We start from the raw sequence: 18,940 nt of genomic DNA on the forward strand, positions 1-18,940 counted from the left end.
TGAAATGCGACACTAGCTCAGTTGGTAGAGCGCAACCTTGCCAAGGTTGAGGTCACGAGTTCGAACCTCGTGTGTCGCTCCAGTTTCAAGCCTACATCGTGCTTAACGATGAGCAATACGGACGCGGGGTGGAGCAGCCTGGTAGCTCGTCGGGCTCATAACCCGAAGGTCGTCGGTTCAAATCCGGCCCCCGCAACCAATTTAAAAACAAAAGACTACGCTGTTGCGTGGTTTTTTCTGTCTATTCTGAAAAATTGACACCATGTCAATGCTCTTTATCATGCTGTGAAGCATAACCCCATCAAAAAAATCTTATTTTCTGCCAAGAAAGTTTGGCCCGAAATCATATTAGATACATGAATAAAAACGGAGTCTACCGCTGATGTAGTCAGGCTTTGTTTTATCCATGCACAGAGTTATCCACATTTTGAATTTGTGGATAACTTGGTGCATAACGTGTTTTTAGCTTGAAGATAGAGGCTTGTTCAGACGATCTTTTTGCCGATGGGGAATAATATCAGAGTGATAATTTTTTTATTAAGTTAATGATTTTAAATGGTATTTTGGTTTATTCCCTGTGGTGTAAGAGCCGCGTGAACGATCATTAACTGTATTTTCTTTGATCCTTATCATTTCCTGCTAATGTGATTAACTTTTTTGAAGTTTAGCAAACGCTGTCTCATTTAATATTTTTCCACACCTAAGAATTTGCGAAGTGAATCAAAGAATGCACATCAATGATGTTGGGTTATTTCATACTCACGCATCTCTCGGCAAGCCTTTTTCAATAATTCTAATTAGTCTTTGCTGTTTATTCGTAATGCTAGCCAACTGCTCTCTCTGCTGTGTTAATGCCCATTCAATATGCTCATCTAATAGTTCACTTTCTCCTGTTTTTTGCTCTAAGGCATCGATGATTCTTTGTGAATAGGGCGCATTACCCATTGCAATAATCAAATTGCGTTGCCATTGTTGATGACCAATACGGCGTATGGCAGAACCTTGCATATGGTGTAAAAAGGTTTTCTCATCCCATGAAAATAAAGCAACAAGATCGGCATTATTCAACACCTCTCGTCGATGGAAGTCGTCTTCTTGGGTAAGATCAGCAAAACGGTTCCAAGGGCAGACGAGTTGGCAGTCATCACAACCATAGATACGATTACCGATTGCCGTTCGAAATTCTTCTGGGATCACCCCTGAATACTCAATCGTTAAATAAGAGATACAGCGCCGTGCATCGACAACTCCTTCTTCGACAATCGCACCAGTCGGGCATGAGGTCATACATGCTCGACACTGTCCACATTGATTCTCTGACGGTGTATCGACTGGCAGAGGAATATCAACAAGCAGTTCGCCTAAAAAGAACCATGATCCTGCCTCTTTATCGAGAATTAAAGAATGTTTTCCCGTCCAGCCAAGCCCAGCTTTTTGTGCCAGAGGCCTTTCTAAAATAGGTGCGGAATCAACAAAAGGACGATAACCCAATTGACCGACTTCTTGCTCGATTTTATCAGCTAATTTTTTGAGTTGATTACGAACCAATTTATGGTAATCGCGTCCAAGTGCATAGCGACTAATATAACCTTGGGTTGGATCTGATAAATTCGCGGCAAATTGCGCTTGTGGTGGAAGGTAGTTGATGCGGACACTGATCACTCGAAGTGTACCGGGTAATAGTTCTGCTGGGCGAGCACGTAACATACCATGGCGAGCCATCCACTCCATCTCACCGTGATACCCTGCATCTAACCATGCTTGTAAAGCTGCTTCATGCTGACTTAAATCGACGTCGCAGATCCCTGCTTTGTCAAAGCCGAGTTCTTTTGCCCATTGTTTGATTTGTTCGGCTAGTGAATGAAGGTCCATTATCAGTATTGGTCATGGTCATTGGGCGGCGGATCTTAACGGATCTCACTCGATTGATCCAGCCAGTGAGTGGCTAGTTGTATCGATATTCGATTTGATATGAAGATTTTTCTGTTTACTTACAGAACAGAGCTTGTCTCTTAAAACTAACCCAGTTTACTATTCGTTCTCTTTTTATTTTTATATAGTGCTAGCTAGACGCTTTAGAGATCCGATTCATGACCATAAAAACTTTTACTTTAAAAGATGAACAACAGACGGTAATGCTAGGAATGCGCTTAGCTCAATTATGTTCCCAGCAGACGACACTTTATCTTTACGGTGATTTAGGCGCAGGGAAAACCACCTTAAGTCGCGGTTTCATTAGAGCGTTAGGCCATGAAGGAAATGTGAAAAGCCCAACTTATACGTTAGTTGAGCCATACCAGTTAGCGGATTGGCAGGTTTATCATTTTGATCTTTACCGATTGGCGGATCCTGAAGAACTCGAGTTTATGGGAATTCGTGATTATTTTACCGATGATGCTATTTGCTTGGTGGAGTGGCCTGAAAAAGGTCAAGGTTTATTGCCAACAGCAGATTTAACGATATCGCTTCGCTATGAGGGTGAGCAACGTCAGGCGAGTGTTAGCGCAAATAGCGAGTATGGATGCACCTTATTGAGTCAGTTGGAGTTATGTTGAGCATTAATTACGGTCGTTTTTTGCGTTATTGGTGGCTATTGGTCACATTATTATCTGCTATCAGTAGCGTTCAGGCTAATGTATTAGAAGGGGTTAGAGTTTGGCCTTCCCCTGATGCCACTCGCGTAGTGATCGATTTAAAGTCAGAAGCGGACTTTAGTTATTTCACGCTAAGCAGCCCAGAACGCTTGGTGGTCGATCTAAAACAGACTTCATTAGCTGCCGTTTTGCCAGTAACGGTCTCTGATAGTGCGATATTGAAACGGATTCGCGCGAGTACACCACCAGAAAAAACAACTTTTCGTTTAGTACTTGAATTAGCCAATAAGTCGACGCCCAATATTTTTAAATTACCTCCCACACCAGGTGGGCAATATGGTCATCGTTTGGTGATTGATTTACCTCATTCACCCGCTCCTGCAGCGGCGACGTCGAGTACGCCCGCTCGTTCGCCCAATGTAGTGAGCCGCGATGCGTCTCAGTTAGTCGGTACTGCAGATATTATTATTGCTATCGATGCGGGACATGGTGGTGAAGATCCCGGTTCTATTGGCCCAACTCGTAAATTTGAAAAAGATGCCACATTAAGCGTTTCTAAAAAATTGGCGGATCAAATTAATGCGGTTCCGGGTATGAAAGCCGTATTAACACGAACCGGTGACTATTACGTAAGCTTGAATAATCGGACTGAAATTGCTCGTCGTAATCGTGCTCATCTATTGGTTTCAGTTCATGCTGACGCTTTTCATACTCCACAGCCAAGAGGGGCTTCAGTTTTTGTGCTTAATACTCGGCGGGCCAACACTGAAATTGCGCGTTGGGTTGAAAATCATGAGCAGCAATCGGAGTTACTCGGAGGGGCCGGTGAAGTTTTGGCGCGGACGAATAATGACCGTAATGTCAGTCAAACATTATTAGATTTACAGTTTAGCCATTCGCAAAAAGAAGGCCATAAAGTGGCGACCAATCTTTTACAAGAGCTAGGCAAAGTCGCTCACTTACATAAAGCGGAGCCTGTGAATGCCAGTCTGGCGGTATTGAAGTCGCCCGATATTCCATCAGTATTAGTAGAGATTGGTTTTATCTCTAACCCTATCGAAGAGCGATTGATTTTTCAACGTAGCCATCAAGATAAGCTCGCACGAGCGATGGGCAAAGCGTTAGTGCAATACTTTGAGGAAAATCCTCCAGAAGGAACCTTGTTTGCTAACCGAGGTAAAACTCAGCAACATCAAGTACAACGAGGTGAGTCGTTATCTGTGATTGCCCAAAAATATGGAGCGACCGTTTCTGGGATCATGCAAGCGAATAAATTAAAAGATTCTCGCTTAACGGTGGGTCAGCGATTAACTATTCCCGGAGGAGAACGTGGTCCTATTCCGGTACCGGTGGTCAATAATCCAGTGGAAACCGAAACCATTACCCATGTGGTTAAATCGGGAGAGTTTTTAGGCCGTTTAGCGGCGAATTATAAAGTCTCTATCGATGCGATACGCCGAGAAAATAACCTTAAGTCTGACACGTTATTTGTTGGTCAAAAGCTTAATATTTCGGTGAGCTTAAAAGATAAACCTTTGCGTAAACACACGGTACAGAGTGGTGAGTTTCTTGGTCGGATCGCCAATCAGTACAATGTAACGGTACAAAGTATTCGTGAGGCTAATCAATTGCGTTCAGATCAATTGGCGGTAGGCCAAGTACTGATCATTCCCAACCGATAAGATAGGCAGGTTATGACGATTCGTATTCTACCCGCCCGTTTAGCAAACCAAATTGCCGCGGGTGAGGTGGTGGAAAGGCCGGCTTCGGTAGTAAAAGAGCTGGTAGAAAACAGCTTGGATTCAGGGGCCACACGGATTGAAATTGATATTGAGAAAGGTGGCGCTAAGTTAATTCGAGTTCGCGATAACGGCTCTGGGATCAATAAGGATGAGCTTGGCTTAGCCTTAAGTCGACATGCGACATCGAAAATACAAACACTGGACGATCTCGAAGCGATCATCAGCCTAGGGTTTCGTGGGGAAGCGTTAGCCAGTATTAGCTCGGTTTCTCGCTTAACCATCACTTCTCGTCCGGCGACTCAAGAAGAAGCATGGTCGGCGTACAGTGAAGGGCGCGATATGGCTGTCAAGCTGCAGCCTAGTGCCCATCCAGTAGGGACCACAGTTGAAGTTTTGGATCTGTTTTTCAATACACCGGCAAGACGCAAATTTTTACGTACAGAAAAAACAGAGTTTACCCATATTGATGAACTCTTAAAGCGTATTGCTTTGAGCCGTTTTGATGTCAGTTTGACGCTGCGCCATAATGGAAAAATTATCCGTCAGTACCGTGCCGCGAGCAGTGAACGGCAAGAAGAAAATCGTTTGGCTGCGGTATGTGGTGCGTCTTTTGTTAAGCATATGCTGAAAATAGAGCTAGCTCATCAAGGGTTAAGATTGCATGGCTGGATAACGACGCCACAAGGCGCTCGTCAGCAAAGTGATCTGCAATATTGTTATGTAAACGGACGTATGATGCGTGACAAGCTGATCAATCATGCGATTCGACAAAGTTATGAGAGCAGTTTAAGGCCAGATCAATGTGCAACCTATGTACTGTTCATTGAACTTGATCCTCATTTGGTTGATGTCAATGTACATCCTGCGAAACATGAGGTTCGTTTTCATCAAGCTCGCTTAGTGCATGATTTTATTTATCAAGCACTAAGCGGTGCTCTTGCTGATAGTCAACATATTGAAACTCCCGAGCTTAACCAAGCCGCTTTCTCTGCTCCTGTTCCGACATATATGTCGAATGAGCGGTCAACGGAGCCTGATCAGCCAGCTCGAAATCTGAGTGATAAAGACGGTTATTCTCGTCAGTATTTAACGACAGAACGTCCATCGCAAGCGGTCATTCAAGAAGCAAAAGCCTCTCACTCATGGAATCGTCCGACGACGGCTAAGCCACGATCGTCTGCGCCAGTTATGGCTGAGCAAAGTCAAGCTTATCAGCAATTAATGAAAGTGAGCGAAGCGCCAGTTTCAATAGAAAATCGTTTATCAACCACTGAAAAATCGTCAACGCTTTCACGGATAGTGACTAAATTAGGTAAAGCCATCGCTGTCGTTGATGGGCAATATCTGCTGATGACTACCGATCAAGGATGTGTCTTACTGGCGCTAACGAAAGCAGTTGAGTGGAGAGTTCGTGGTCAATTAAATAGTCAAGAAGAGCCATTAAAGAGTCAGCCGTTATTGGTCCCTTTGAGTGTAAAAGTGTCTAACGAGGAGATCCGTGGTTTCGAATTATACCGTGAGTTGCTCGAACGTTTAGGGATTCATTTGGTGACTCGTTCTCATCAGACGGTGATGGTGATGGGGGTTCCTCAGCCATTAAGACAGCAAAATCTACAGCTTTTGATTCCGGATCTGTTATCTTACCTTGCTTCACATGGTGCTTCACATGGTGCTTCACATGGTGCTTCACATGGTGCTTCAGGAGTGTTGACTTTGAATGTCGACAATATCGTCACGTGGCTTAGCCAGCGTGTCTTGATAGAAAAAAACGACTACACTTTATCAGAAGCCATTCAATTAATTGCCGAGCTTGAGCAATTATGGCCAGGTAAACTGCCATTGCATGATGGCCATTTTATTCAACCTGTCGATTTTTCGGCAACCATTGCAGCATTAAATTAATGACCAAACCACTACCATTAGCTTTATTTTTAATGGGCCCAACCGCCTCCGGTAAAACCGATTTAGCCATTCGTTTACGTCAGAAATATCCTGTCGAAATCATCAGTGTTGATTCAGCATTGATCTATAAAGGAATGGATGTTGGCACAGCAAAGCCCGATGCCAGAGAGTTGGCTTTGGCTCCCCATCGCTTGATTGATATCTTAGATCCGAGTGAAGCTTACTCCGTTGCGGATTTTCGACAAGATGCGCTACGAGAAATGCAAGCCATTGTTAATGAGGGAAAAATCCCGTTACTGGTTGGTGGGACCATGCTTTATTATAAAGCCTTGTTAGATGGTTTATCGCCTTTACCTGCGGCTAATCCAGCGGTTCGTCAGCAAATCGAGTCACAAGCTCAAGAGCAAGGTTGGGCGGCTCTGCATGCCCAACTGCAACAAATTGATCCAATTTCAGCGGCAAGAATTCATCCAAATGATCCACAAAGATTGTCGAGAGCATTGGAAGTTTATAAAATTTCAGGTAAAACTCTTACTGAACTGACACAAACGAAAGGAGAATCAATCCCTTTTCGAGTTAAGCAGTTTGCCATCGCGCCCATGGATAGGGCTGAGCTCCACCGTCGAATTGAACTCCGCTTCGAGAAGATGGTCAAATCAGGTTTTGAAGAAGAAGTCAAAGCGCTCTATGATCGTAATGATCTTCATCCTGATCTACCCTCAATACGTTGTGTTGGTTATCGACAGATGTGGGATTACTTTGACGGAAATAGCACGCTTGATGAGGCTATTTATCGTGGTATTTGTGCCACCCGTCAGTTAGCCAAGCGTCAGCTCACCTGGTTACGCAGCTGGGATGAGTTAACTTGGTTGGATAGTGAGAACATTGAACGCGCGGTAGAAACTCTTGCAAATGCCATAGCATCTGATTGAGTAAGCTGTGTATAATGTGATCGCTTTTGCGTGATGTACCCTGTAAAGGAACCGTCACTTGTTGATCAATATTGTATTGATAGATCAGTGGTATAGGGTGTTTTTATCGTTTAGCTCAGATGTAAAGGCCGCACCAACTTATGTGCACCACTAGCTAAATAACTACAACAAAATACAAATAAGGAAAATAAAATGGCTAAGGGGCAATCTCTACAAGACCCATTCTTAAATGCACTACGCCGCGAGCGTATTCCTGTTTCTATCTATTTAGTAAACGGCATTAAGTTACAAGGTCAAATTGAATCGTTTGATCAATTCGTGATCTTGTTAAAAAACACCGTAAATCAGATGGTTTATAAGCATGCTATCTCTACCGTTGTACCTGCACGCCCGGTTAGCCATCACACTGGTGAGCGACCTGCAGGTGAGCGTGGCACAGAGAAATCCGACGATTAATTATTTGACGTCATATTATCATTCATTAAGGAGTTGAACGCTTGTTTGACCGTTATGAAGCCGGTGAGCGAGCGGTACTTGTTCATATCAACTTTACGCAAAAGGGTGAGTGGGAAAATCTCAAAGAGTGCGAAATGCTGGTCTCTTCTGCTGGAGTATCAACTCTGCAGGTAGTGACTGGTAGCCGCCAATCTCCTCACCCTAAATATTTCGTTGGAGAGGGCAAAGCTCAAGAGATTGCTCAAGCTGTGCAATCAACTGAAGCCGACGTGGTGATTTTTAATCATTCCCTTTCTCCTGCTCAAGAGCGAAATTTAGAACAACTTTGCCAATGTCGAGTGATTGATAGAACCGGTCTTATTCTGGATATCTTTGCTCAGCGAGCTCGTACTCATGAAGGGAAGTTGCAAGTTGAATTAGCTCAGTTGCGTCATATTTCGACCCGTTTAGTTCGAGGTTGGACCCACTTAGAAAGACAAAAAGGTGGGATTGGCTTACGTGGGCCAGGAGAAACTCAGTTAGAAACTGACCGACGTTTATTGCGTGAGCGAATTAAAGCGATCCTACGCCGTTTAGAGAAAGTGGCAAAACAGCGTGAACAAGGACGCCGAGCGAGAAACCGTGCAGAAATTCCAACGATTTCACTGGTTGGTTATACCAATGCAGGTAAATCGACGCTGTTTAACCAAATTACCTCCGCTGGAGTGTACGCTGCGGATCAACTGTTCGCTACGTTAGACCCGACGCTACGAAAGATCGAACTACTGGATGTAGGGCCAGCTATTTTGGCCGATACGGTAGGGTTCATTCGTCATTTACCCCACGATTTAGTGGCGGCATTCAAAGCAACGTTACAAGAAACTCAGCAAGCTGACATTTTGTTACATGTTGTGGATGCCAGTGACGACCGCTTTCGTGAGAATATCCAAGCGGTTGATGATGTTCTACTAGAGATTGACGCACATGAAGTGCCAAGTTTACTGGTTATGAACAAAATCGATAATCTAGAAGGCCAATATCCTCGTATAGAAAGAGATGATGAAGGTGTTCCTAGAGCTGTTTGGGTATCGGCGATGGATGGGTTGGGGATGGATCAGTTGTTTACTGCGCTGACCGAACGTCTGGCCAGTAATATCGTCCAATATTGTTTACGCGTTCCTCCTGAACATCAAGGTCGAATTCGGAGCACTTTCTTCCAAATGAACTGCATTGAAAAGGAAGAGTATGATCCAGAGGGCAATCTGCTAATATCAGTTCGTATGCAACAAGTGGATTGGTCTAGACTAGAGAAAAGAGAAGAGGCAGTTTTACGTGACTTTATCGTCACTTAAAGGACTGCTAGAGTATAACGTCATATCAAATGATGGAGCTTTCTAATGGCGTGGAATGAGCCCGGAAATAACAACGGCAACAACGGCCGCGATAATGACCCTTGGGGAAATAATAATCGCGGTAACAAAGGTGGTCGTGAGCAAGGTCCGCCAGATTTAGACGAAGTGTTTAATAAACTGAGTCAGAAGCTGGGCGGAAAGTTTGGTAAAGGGGGCAATGGGCCTTCGTTTGCTGGTGGTGGAGCAATGGGTTTTGGCGTTATCGCCGTGCTTGCTGTTGCCATTTGGTTTTTCTCAGGCTTCTATACAATTGGAGAAGCCGAACGAGGCGTTGTCTTAAGACTAGGTCAATACGATCGTGTAGTTAATCCTGGTTTGAACTGGCGCCCTCGTTTTATTGATGAAGTAACGCCTGTCAATATTCAAGCGATTCGTTCGTTGAGCGCTTCTGGTATCATGTTGACCAAAGATGAAAACGTCGTCAACGTGGCGATGGATGTTCAATATCGTATCGTTGACCCATACAAGTATTTGTATCGAGTTGTTAACCCCGATGATAGTTTGCATCAAGCCACCGATTCAGCGCTACGTGCGGTGATTGGTGACTCACTGATGGATAGTATCTTAACGGTAGGTCGTCAACAAATTCGTCAAAGTACTCAACAAACACTCAACCAAATCATCGATGATTATGATATGGGTCTATTAGTGGTTGGCGTTAACTTCCAGTCATCACGTCCACCAGAGCAGGTTAAAGATGCTTTTGATGACGCGATTGCTGCTCGAGAAGATGAAGAGCGTTTCATTCGTGAAGCTGAGGCGTACATGAATGAGATTTTACCTCAAGCCACAGGTCGTGCTGAACGTGTTAAACGAGAAGCATTAGGTTACAGCGAGCGAATCATTAATGAAGCATTTGGTCAGGTTGCTCAATTTGAGAAACTGTTACCTGAGTATCAAGCCGCTCCAGAAGTAACGCGCAATCGTATGTATCTCGATACAATGGAACAAGTGTATACCAACAGTTCGAAGATTTTGATTGACTCAGAATCGAGTGGTAACTTGCTCTACTTGCCGATTGATAAACTTGCAGGTCAAGAAGGGGCTAGCCAGTCTCGTCAGACTCGCTCATTATCATTGCAAGATGAAGCTGGACTGCAGTCACAACGTAATGACCCAAGCAGTAATACGCCTCCTCGCTCAACTAATACTCGTCAAGGGAGAAACTAAACATGCGTAAGTTAATGATCCCGGTCATTGTCGTCTTTTTAGCATTGCTCTTGATGTCGATGTTTGTGGTTCCAGAAGGTGAGCGAGGCATTGTCATTCGTTTTGGACGAGTGATTCAAGACGACAATGAAATGTCTAAAATCTATGAACCAGGCTTGCATTTTAAAATGCCTATTTTTGATCGAGTACACACACTGAATGCTCGTATTCAAACCATGGATGGACGTTCAGACCGTTTTGTAACCTCTGAGCAAAAAGACGTTATTATCGATACCTACGTTAAGTGGCGAATTGAAGATTTTGGCCAATTCTACTTAGCGACGGGGGGAGGTAATATTTTTACCGCACAAGCTCTCCTTGAACGTCGGGTTACGGACGTATTAAGGGCAGAGATCGGTTCTCGAGACATCAAACAAATTGTTTCTGGTCCGCGCAATGAAGCGGTACTTCCTGATAGTCCTGATGATGAGATTGTCACCACTGAAGCCGCGAGACAAGCTTTAGAAGTCGATGGCCAACGCGATCAGATCATGGCGAATGTTCTGAAAGATACTCGAGTCAATGCAAGCAAAGACTTGGGTGTTTATGTGGTTGATTTCAGAATGAAGAAGATTAACCTTCCAGATGAAATCAGTGAGTCGATTTATCGTCGTATGCGTGCTGAGCGTGAAGCGGTTGCTCGTCGTCACCGTTCACAAGGCCGTGAAAGAGCAGAAGTTATTCGTGCTCAGGCGGATCTTGAAGTGGCAACTATTTTAGCTGAAGCAGACAGAACTGCGCGAATTACTCGTGGTCAAGCCGATGCAACATCAGCCAAAGTGTATGCTGACGCTTATAGCAAAGATCCTGAGTTCTTTAGCTTCTTGCGTTCTTTGCAAGCGTATGAAAACTCATTTAGCCAGAAAAGTGATATCTTAGTCTTGGATCCAAAGAGTGACTTCTTCCAATACATGAATAGCGCTAAAGGTTCATCAGTAAAATAATGGTTAGACACTTATTCTAAGTGGTTTAATACCATTGTAATATTATTCAGAAAGGCTCCTAAGGAGCCTTTCTTTTTTTAGTAAGGTAGACAATGACTACATCATTATGGATTGCGATAGGATTATTGCTTATCGCTGAAGGTTTAGGGCCGCTGATTGCTCCTCAAGGGTGGCGGACTATGATGCAGCAACTCGCACAGCAAGAAGATAATCAATTACGGCGAATAGGGGGGTGTTTAGTTGTAATAGGGGCGGTAATCGTTTATGTCTTCATGCTTTGAGTGACGGTTTTTTGAGTTATTCAAAGTTATTAATAGTGTGGTGGTGGCGTTTCATTGGCTGGATCCGCTAAGTTTGACGTATCCATATTTTTCATTTTCCCGACCACATATTTCATCTGATCTTGCATTTTATTAATTAATAGCTGCTGTTGGGTTAGAGCAGCATTGAGTTCGTCAATGGTTTGTTCTTGAAAAGCGAGTTTACACTCTAAATCATCAATTCGTTGTTGTAGTTGTTGTTCGGTTGCGTTTTGCATGATCATGGATTGAACTCCCATTCTTGAGCGATTCCCGCAGAGGTGCCAGAAATAACGCTGGATTGTGGATTAAAAACCGCATCATACACCACCGCTCTTGGCGGGCGCGCATCTTTTTGTGGTTGAGCTTCGAAGCGAGCTAATTTTTTGCCGTGATCAGTAGACCATACTTCGATGCGACTAGATGGCGTTCCAGTGAGTAGATAACGCCCATCATCTGAAAATCGTGCGCTAGAGAAAATAAGCTGTCTAGAAAGACTACGTAGTTTGGCTTGCTTTTCACCCGTTTGTAAATTCCAAATAATCGATTGATTACCGCCATCAGAAGTAAAAGCTAACTGACCATCACGCTGTAAAGCAACCCGGTTAACCCGCTGTTCATGTTCAAAGCTGTAGATAATCTGTCCACTCTGAGTATCCCATAGATAAGCGGTATAATCATTTCCACCAGTTAAGGCATAACGCCCGTTGGGGGATAAAGCGACAGAATTTACTTTTTCTTGGTGGGCAAGGAACTCAAGTCGTCGTCCAGTGACTAAATCAACGTAAATGGCTTTACCGTTGGATACACCCAGCAACACTTGTTGCCCATCGTTACTCAGAGCGACATCCATGATTAAACCATCAGAAATGGACCATAACCCTTGAGCTTGGGTCCAGCTTAAGTCCCATACGGCAAAATTGATTTGTGTGGCAGTAATCGCATAACGGCCATTATCAGTAATACGAATGTACGAGATAGGGTTGGCTTCTGGGTCTTGTGCGCCTAGCTCTGCTAGAATTTGCCGTTGTGCTAAATCCCATAAGACCAGTTGGTGCTCTTGGGAATAAATTAATGCAAAGCGTCCGTCGCGGCTTAAGCCAAATCCGGTCGAACCATTGGGTTCTAAAACCCAGCGGTCAGTCTCTTGATTAAAGAAGAAACAGCCATTTAACAGAAAAATGACAACCGTCGGTACTATGAAATGAGAAATTATCCGCAGCACAATTAATTATCCGTTGAGTAGTAAAGACAATTACGAAACATACCGTTATATTGGTACAACATACTATTGTGCACCAGTTTAATTCGTCGGTTTGTGCTCAATAACAGAAAGGTTTACCTACAAAGTTGGAGAATTGAATGAAATCGTTTTTTAAAGTGTCATTGCTTGCCGCTACGGTTGCGCTAGCTGCTGGTTGTCAGAAAGAAGAGACAACGGCTACCCCAAATGCCTCTGTTGCCGTTCAAAGTGTCACTTTTAAGTCAGAGGATGATAAAGCGGCTTACGCGATAGGTGTTTCTTTTGCTAATTATTTAACCAGTAGTATCGAAAAGCCTAATGAAATTGGTATTGATCTTAATAAAGACATGGTGCTGAGAGGTATCGAGCATGTTTTTGCTGGTGCACCGCAAATGGATGAACAGCAGACTCGTGAAGCATTAGAAGCGTTGGATAAGCGTGTTGCTGCGTCAATGCAAGCACAAGCGGCTGAAAAAGCCGCCACCAATAAGCAAGCTGGAGATGCGTTCCGCGCTGAGTTTGAGAAGCAAGAAGGCGTCAAAAAAACTGATTCAGGATTGCTTTATCAAGTCTTAACTGAAGCGCAAGGCGAGTCACCCAAAGAGACAGATACGGTACAAGTGCATTACAAAGGCACTCTGACCGATGGTACTCAGTTTGATAGCTCTTACGATCGTGGTGAGCCTGCAACTTTCCCGCTAAACCGTGTGATCCCTGGTTGGACAGAAGGCGTGCAACTGATGCAAGTAGGTTCTAAATATAAGTTCGTCATTCCGCCAGAATTAGCCTATGGCGAGCAAGATACGCCAACCATTCCTGCAAACTCTACTCTAGTTTTTGAAGTGGAGCTGTTGAAAGTAGAAAATGGCGATGCAGCGCAATAAATAAGGAATAGTCATTCATCTTTTATTAAAAGTATCAAAGGCCTGAAGATTCAGGCCTTTTTTATAAGTAAAACTCACTTGTTTAACCAATTTTTTTATCATCCCTTGTCAAATGGTAAAAGTACTGATGCTTTGCTAGGGAGATATTCATCGTATAATTTGTTCTAAGTCACTGCATCGTAAGATAGCCTAGTCTAGGTTTAAAATTTTCTGATAAACTTACATCAATTTGTTGATTTTACGTTCTAAGGTCTAGGTACAGTGACAACGACAGAAAGCATTAACGCCGATATGCTCATGGATATGGAATTTGTGCATGTAAAGCCATTTACTGAGCACGATAAAGTGATTTTACGTTCCTATGAAGCGATGGTGGATGGTTTAGCGAGTTTAATTGGCCCCTTTTGTGAAATTGTTTTGCACTCGTTAGAAGATCTGAATACTTCGGCGATAAAAATTGCTAATGGCGAGAATACAGGTCGCCAAGTGGGCTCGCCGATCACCGATTTAGCGTTAAAAATGCTGCGTGATATTGAAGGCTCCGAACGCAATTTTTCTCGCTCGTATTTCACCAGAGCGAAAGGTGGGGTATTGATGAAATCTATTACGGTTGCCATTCGTAATGGAGAACATCGAGTGATTGGTTTGTTATGCATTAACGTCAATCTTGATGCGCCTTTTTCACAGGTGTTGCACTCTTTTATGCCGACACCAGAAGCTCAAGAGGCTGCTGCTCCGGTTAACTTTGCCAGTGATGTGGTCGAGTTGGTTGATCAAACTGTTGAGCGGACTATTGAAGAGATTAATGCCGATAAATCAGTCTCAAACAATACTAAAAATCGTCAGATTGTCATGGCGTTGTATGATAAAGGTATTTTTGATATTAAAGATGCGATTAATCGTGTTGCTGAACGATTAAATATCTCCAAACATACGGTCTATTTGTATATCCGCCAACGTAAAACCGAGGATGAGTGATCGTGAGTCAGTCAAGTACACCATTGACCTATGCTCTATTGGTAACGGGTCCAGCTTATGGAACTCAGTCTGCCCGTAATGCTTATCTTTTTGCTCAATCGGTGCTCGAGAAAGGCCATAGTATTAAGCGTGTTTTCTTCTATCAAGAGGGTGTGCTGAATGGTTCGGGGTTAACTGTGCCTGCTAACGATGAATTTGATCTTGTGAAAGCATGGCAAGCCATGGCGATGAAGCATCAGATTCGCTTAGAAACCTGCGTTTCTGCAGCGTTACGACGTGGTATTGTCAGCCAAAGCGAAGCTGAACAGCATCAATTATCAACATCGAGTTTGGCGATGGGAGTGACACAAGCGGGGCTGGGAGCGCTGGCAGAAGCGCTATTAACTGAGGATAGAGTGGTACAATTTTGAAGAAAATCGCCTTTGTTTTTCATTCTCCTCCTCACGCCACCAGTGCTGGACGAGAAGGACTCGATGCCGTGCTCGCGGCATCGGCTTACAGTGATGATTTAGCGGTCTTTTTTGTCGGTGAAGGCGTTTTGCAATTGGTCTCTGGGCAAGATCCTAAGGCGATTTTAAGTCGAGACTACATTAGCACATTCAAACTGCTCGATTTGTATGAGATTGAGTCGTGTTATGTCTGTGAACAAAGCCTTGCCGAATGGGGCTTAACCAGCGAAGCATTACTTATTGATGTCTCGCCACTTTCTCCTCAAGCTATTGGGGCAATGTGGCAATCTTTTGATCACATTGTGACTTTTTAATACCACAGGATAGACGTGTGCTGCATATTATTAAACATCCTCAACAGCTAAAATTAGTTCGTCGTTATTTTCAAGCTCATGATAGCCTATTGCTGGTCGAAAATGCCGTTTATCTTACTAACCCAAACAGCCCTTATTTCACCGATTTACAGACCATTAAGTCGGTCTATGCACTGCGTGAGGATCTTTCTGCTCGTGGTTGGTTAGAAATGTGTTCAGGTTCTATTGAGCAAGTCACGATGAATGATTTTGTTGAAATGACAGTAAATGAAGATAAATCAATAAGTTGGTCTTAATTTTTATCGAGTGTCCGTAAAAGTATCCACCATACTGATGTTGGTGGATAAAAAAGATCTGTATATTTCTTGACACACCTCTCACTGCTGCATAGAATTTTGCGTCCCTATTTGTGCAAATCACAATCAGGGCTAGATTTTTCATAAAGCTTACGTTAAGTAAATTCAGGAGCTAGCTAATGGCAACTATTAACCAGTTGGTACGCAAGCCACGTGTGAAGCAAGTTGCAAAAAACAACGTGCCTGCACTCGAAGCGTGCCCACAAAAACGTGGTGTATGTACTCGCGTATATACTACTACACCAAAGAAACCTAACTCAGCACTACGTAAAGTATGTCGTGTTCGTCTAACCAATGGTTACGAAGTGACTTCATACATCGGCGGTGAAGGTCACAACCTACAAGAGCACAGCGTTGTTCTTATCCGTGGCGGTCGTGTAAAAGACCTTCCGGGTGTTCGTTACCACACTGTTCGTGGTGCGCTTGACTGTTCAGGCGTTAACGACCGTAAACAAGGTCGTTCTAAGTACGGTGTGAAGCGTCCTAAGTCTTAATGGATTCCGTTAAGTAAGGCCAAACACTAAATTAATTTGTTATTTTGAAAAAACTGTATAGTTTTGGAAAAAACCTGAAGAAGACAACGGAGAATATTCCATGCCACGTCGTCGCGTTATTGGTCAGCGTAAGATCCTTCCAGATCCAAAGTTCAAATCTGAACTGCTGGCAAAATTCGTTAACATCCTTATGGTTGACGGTAAAAAATCTACTGCAGAGAAAATTGTTTATACTGCACTAGACACTATGGCTGAGAAATCTGGTAAAGATCACTTGGCTGTTTTTGAACAAGCTCTTGAAAACGTACGTCCAGCGGTAGAAGTTAAATCTCGCCGTGTGGGTGGTTCAACTTACCAAGTGCCAGTAGAAGTACGTCCGGTTCGCCGTAACGCACTTGCTATGCGTTGGTTGGTTGAAGCTGCGCGTAAGCGTGGTGAAAAATCTATGGCTGGTCGCTTAGCTGCTGAAATGCTAGATGCGTCAGAAAACAAAGGTACTGCTGTTAAGAAACGTGAAGACGTTCACCGTATGGCAGAAGCGAACAAAGCCTTCGCTCATTACCGCTGGTAATACCTTCTGTGCTGCGAGGTCCTCTCGCAGCACATTTATATTTTCTAAGGTTTCCCTTAGTAAGAGGATACAATCGTGGCTCGTAAAACTCCTATTGAGCGCTACCGTAATATCGGTATCTGTGCTCACGTAGATGCAGGAAAAACAACCACTACTGAGCGTATTCTGTTCTATACCGGCCTTTCTCACAAACTTGGCGAAGTTCACGATGGTGCTGCCACCATGGACTGGATGGAGCAGGAGCAGGAGCGTGGTATTACTATTACCTCTGCTGCAACAACTGCCTTCTGGCGTGGTATGGATGCACAATTCCAAGATCATCGCATTAACATCATTGATACCCCTGGACACGTTGACTTCACCATCGAAGTAGAGCGTTCGCTGCGTGTACTTGATGGAGCTGTGGTTGTCTTTTGTGGTTCATCTGGTGTTGAACCTCAGTCTGAAACAGTGTGGCGTCAAGCAGATAAATACCATGTTCCTCGCATTGTGTTTGTTAATAAGATGGACCGTACTGGCGCAGACTTCCTACGCGTAGTAGATCAAATTAAACATCGTCTTGGTGCAACTCCCGTTCCTATCCAATTAAATATTGGTGCAGAAGAGGATTTTAGAGGTGTCATCGACCTTATCAAGATGAAAGCCATCAACTGGAATGAAGCCGATCAAGGCATGAGCTTTACTTATGAAGCGATTCCGGATGATATGCTAGAGCTGGCTGAAGAGTGGCACAACAACTTAGTTGAAGTCGCTGCGGAAGCGAGCGAAGAATTGATGGATAAATACCTTGAAGACGGCGTACTTACTGAAGCTGAAATCAAACAAGCGCTCCGTCAGCGCACGCTGAATAACGAAATCGTTCTTGCCACTTGTGGCAGTGCGTTTAAAAATAAAGGTGTGCAAGCGGTTTTGGATGCGGTTGTCGAATTTTTGCCATCGCCAGTAGAAGTTCCGGCGATCAAAGGTATTGATGAGAACGAGAATGAAGTAGAACGTCACGCTGACGATAACGAACCATTTTCTGCTTTGGCATTTAAAATTGCCACCGACCCATTTGTTGGGACTTTGACGTTTATTCGTGTCTATTCTGGAGTGGTTAACTCGGGTGATGCGGTCTATAACTCAGTCAAACAAAAGAAAGAGCGTTTTGGGCGCATTGTACAAATGCATGCTAATAAACGTGAAGAAATTAAAGAAGTTCGTGCTGGCGATATCGCCGCCGCTATTGGCTTGAAAGATGTCACCACGGGTGACACGCTCTGTCATCAAGATCATAAAGTGATTCTTGAACGCATGGAGTTTCCTGAGCCTGTTATCCAAATCGCCGTTGAGCCTCGCTCAAAAGCGGATCAGGAACGAATGGGGATTGCGCTAGGTAAATTAGCGGCTGAAGACCCGTCATTCCGAGTCGAAACGGATAAGGAAACAGGACAAACGCTAATTTCTGGTATGGGCGAGCTTCACTTAGACATCATCGTTGACCGTATGAAACGTGAGTTCAGCGTTGATTGCAACGTGGGTAAACCTCAGGTTGCGTATCGTGAAACCATTCGTGGTCAAGCGGAAGTTGAAGGCAAGTTTGTTCGCCAGTCTGGTGGCCGTGGTCAATACGGTCACGTATGGTTGAAAGTTGAACCTGCAGAGTTAGGACAAGGCTTTGTCTTTGTTGACGCCATCGTGGGCGGTGCAATTCCTAAAGAGTTCATCAACCCGGTAGCGAAAGGGATCGAGGAGCAAATGAACAACGGTGTGTTAGCGGGATATCCTATTTTGGATGTTAAAGCGACACTCTTCGACGGTTCATTCCACGATGTCGACTCAAGTGAAATGGCGTTTAAAATCGCCGGCTCAATGGCATTCAAGAAGGGCGCGCTAGAAGCAAACCCAGTCATTCTTGAACCGCTAATGAAAGTTGAAATAACCACACCTGAAGATTGGATGGGTGATGTAGTCGGCGATTTAAATCGTCGTCGTGGCATCATTGAAGGCATGGATGATGGCAATGCTGGCCTCAAAATTATCCGTGCTCGAGTTCCACTCTCAGAGATGTTTGGTTACGCAACAGATCTACGTTCTGCGACCCAAGGCCGTGCTTCTTACTCAATGGAGTTTGCTGAGTACGCCGAGGTTCCGAAAAATGTTGCCGATGCAATCATTGCTGAACGTGGGTAGTTGTTATTTG

Annotated in this window: 20 protein-coding genes and 2 tRNA genes; 19 read left to right on the top strand and 3 right to left on the bottom strand. The window is 44.0% G+C overall.

The window, feature by feature from the left end; translation table 11 throughout:
• The first annotated feature begins 6 nt into the window (after positions 1–6).
• Positions 7–82 (top strand) — tRNA-Gly (locus CAG58_RS11780).
• A gap of 40 nt (positions 83–122) precedes the next feature.
• A tRNA-Met gene (locus CAG58_RS11785) sits at positions 123–199 on the top strand.
• Between the two features lie 560 nt (positions 200–759).
• On the opposite strand, the gene queG is transcribed toward CAG58_RS11785, so the two are convergent.
• Positions 760–1,872, bottom strand: a complete 1,113-nt coding sequence (gene queG / locus CAG58_RS11790) for a tRNA epoxyqueuosine(34) reductase QueG (RefSeq protein WP_154169345.1) — start codon at positions 1,870–1,872, stop codon at positions 760–762.
• A gap of 218 nt (positions 1,873–2,090) precedes the next feature.
• Between queG and tsaE the strand changes: the two genes are divergently transcribed.
• From tsaE to CAG58_RS11835, 9 genes are all read left to right on the top strand, one after another.
• On the top strand, positions 2,091–2,555 hold the full coding sequence (gene tsaE / locus CAG58_RS11795; protein ID WP_161426325.1) for a tRNA (adenosine(37)-N6)-threonylcarbamoyltransferase complex ATPase subunit type 1 TsaE: 465 nt from the start codon (positions 2,091–2,093) through the stop codon (positions 2,553–2,555).
• Positions 2,549–4,276, top strand: coding sequence for a LysM peptidoglycan-binding domain-containing protein (locus tag CAG58_RS11800; RefSeq protein WP_161426324.1), 1,728 nt, complete (start codon positions 2,549–2,551; stop codon positions 4,274–4,276). The genes tsaE and CAG58_RS11800 overlap by 7 nt, the downstream gene beginning before the upstream one ends.
• 12 nt (positions 4,277–4,288) lie before the next feature.
• A complete protein-coding gene (mutL, locus tag CAG58_RS11805) occupies positions 4,289–6,238 on the top strand; it encodes a DNA mismatch repair endonuclease MutL (RefSeq protein ID WP_161426323.1) in 1,950 nt (649 codons plus the stop codon).
• Positions 6,238–7,170, top strand: a complete 933-nt coding sequence (miaA, locus tag CAG58_RS11810) for a tRNA (adenosine(37)-N6)-dimethylallyltransferase MiaA (RefSeq protein ID WP_158137736.1) — start codon at positions 6,238–6,240, stop codon at positions 7,168–7,170. Before mutL ends, miaA begins: the two co-directional genes overlap by 1 nt.
• A 192-nt stretch (positions 7,171–7,362) precedes the next feature.
• Complete coding sequence (hfq, locus tag CAG58_RS11815) at positions 7,363–7,626, top strand: RNA chaperone Hfq (protein ID WP_154169334.1); 264 nt, start codon at positions 7,363–7,365, stop codon at positions 7,624–7,626.
• Positions 7,627–7,667: 41 nt separating this feature from the next.
• Positions 7,668–8,957, top strand: coding sequence for a ribosome rescue GTPase HflX (hflX, locus tag CAG58_RS11820; RefSeq protein ID WP_158137738.1), 1,290 nt, complete (start codon positions 7,668–7,670; stop codon positions 8,955–8,957).
• Positions 8,958–9,002: 45 nt separating this feature from the next.
• A complete protein-coding gene (gene hflK, locus CAG58_RS11825) occupies positions 9,003–10,187 on the top strand; it encodes an FtsH protease activity modulator HflK (protein ID WP_158144345.1) in 1,185 nt (394 codons plus the stop codon).
• Positions 10,188–10,189: 2 nt separating this feature from the next.
• Positions 10,190–11,170, top strand: coding sequence for a protease modulator HflC (gene hflC, locus CAG58_RS11830; protein WP_158137742.1), 981 nt, complete (start codon positions 10,190–10,192; stop codon positions 11,168–11,170).
• Positions 11,171–11,262: 92 nt separating this feature from the next.
• A complete protein-coding gene (locus tag CAG58_RS11835) occupies positions 11,263–11,451 on the top strand; it encodes a DUF2065 domain-containing protein (RefSeq protein ID WP_040905840.1) in 189 nt (62 codons plus the stop codon).
• Positions 11,452–11,480: 29 nt separating this feature from the next.
• Here CAG58_RS11835 and CAG58_RS11840 read toward each other — a convergent pair whose 3' ends face one another.
• Together CAG58_RS11840 and CAG58_RS11845 are read right to left on the bottom strand one after the other, a co-directional pair.
• Complete coding sequence (locus tag CAG58_RS11840) at positions 11,481–11,714, bottom strand: SlyX family protein (protein ID WP_161426322.1); 234 nt, start codon at positions 11,712–11,714, stop codon at positions 11,481–11,483.
• The gene (locus CAG58_RS11845) at positions 11,711–12,691 is read right to left on the bottom strand and encodes a WD40 repeat domain-containing protein (protein WP_161426327.1); all 981 of its coding nucleotides are present in this window, start codon (positions 12,689–12,691) and stop codon (positions 11,711–11,713) included. The genes CAG58_RS11840 and CAG58_RS11845 overlap by 4 nt, the downstream gene beginning before the upstream one ends.
• Before the next feature lie 140 nt (positions 12,692–12,831).
• On the opposite strand from CAG58_RS11845, the gene fkpA reads away from it, so the two are divergent.
• The 8 genes from fkpA to fusA all read left to right on the top strand — a co-directional run bounded on the left by fkpA (position 12,832) and on the right by fusA (position 18,930).
• Complete coding sequence (gene fkpA / locus CAG58_RS11850; protein WP_154169330.1) at positions 12,832–13,596, top strand: FKBP-type peptidyl-prolyl cis-trans isomerase; 765 nt, start codon at positions 12,832–12,834, stop codon at positions 13,594–13,596.
• Between the two features lie 261 nt (positions 13,597–13,857).
• On the top strand, positions 13,858–14,574 hold the full coding sequence (locus CAG58_RS11855; RefSeq protein ID WP_040905838.1) for a helix-turn-helix transcriptional regulator: 717 nt from the start codon (positions 13,858–13,860) through the stop codon (positions 14,572–14,574).
• 2 nt (positions 14,575–14,576) lie between these two features.
• A complete protein-coding gene (gene tusD, locus CAG58_RS11860) occupies positions 14,577–14,984 on the top strand; it encodes a sulfurtransferase complex subunit TusD (RefSeq protein ID WP_337247272.1) in 408 nt (135 codons plus the stop codon).
• Positions 14,981–15,337: a sulfurtransferase complex subunit TusC gene (gene tusC / locus CAG58_RS11865; protein WP_154169326.1), complete on the top strand. Its 357-nt coding sequence runs from the start codon at positions 14,981–14,983 to the stop codon at positions 15,335–15,337. The genes tusD and tusC overlap by 4 nt, the downstream gene beginning before the upstream one ends.
• Positions 15,338–15,354: 17 nt before the next feature.
• Positions 15,355–15,633: a sulfurtransferase complex subunit TusB gene (gene tusB / locus CAG58_RS11870; protein WP_004397618.1), complete on the top strand. Its 279-nt coding sequence runs from the start codon at positions 15,355–15,357 to the stop codon at positions 15,631–15,633.
• 179 nt (positions 15,634–15,812) lie between these two features.
• Complete coding sequence (gene rpsL / locus CAG58_RS11875; RefSeq protein WP_004397617.1) at positions 15,813–16,187, top strand: 30S ribosomal protein S12; 375 nt, start codon at positions 15,813–15,815, stop codon at positions 16,185–16,187.
• Positions 16,188–16,287: 100 nt separating this feature from the next.
• Entirely contained in the window at positions 16,288–16,758 is a 471-nt protein-coding gene (gene rpsG / locus CAG58_RS11880) for a 30S ribosomal protein S7 (RefSeq protein ID WP_004397616.1), read from the top strand.
• A 75-nt stretch (positions 16,759–16,833) separates the two neighbouring features.
• Entirely contained in the window at positions 16,834–18,930 is a 2,097-nt protein-coding gene (fusA, locus tag CAG58_RS11885; protein ID WP_004397615.1) for an elongation factor G, read from the top strand.
• The last annotated feature ends 10 nt before the right edge of the window (positions 18,931–18,940 follow it).

Origin of the sequence: Vibrio sp. V31_P5A7T61 (genome assembly GCF_009904895.1) — a bacterium.
Taxonomy (GTDB): Bacteria; Pseudomonadota; Gammaproteobacteria; order Enterobacterales; family Vibrionaceae; genus Vibrio; species Vibrio metschnikovii.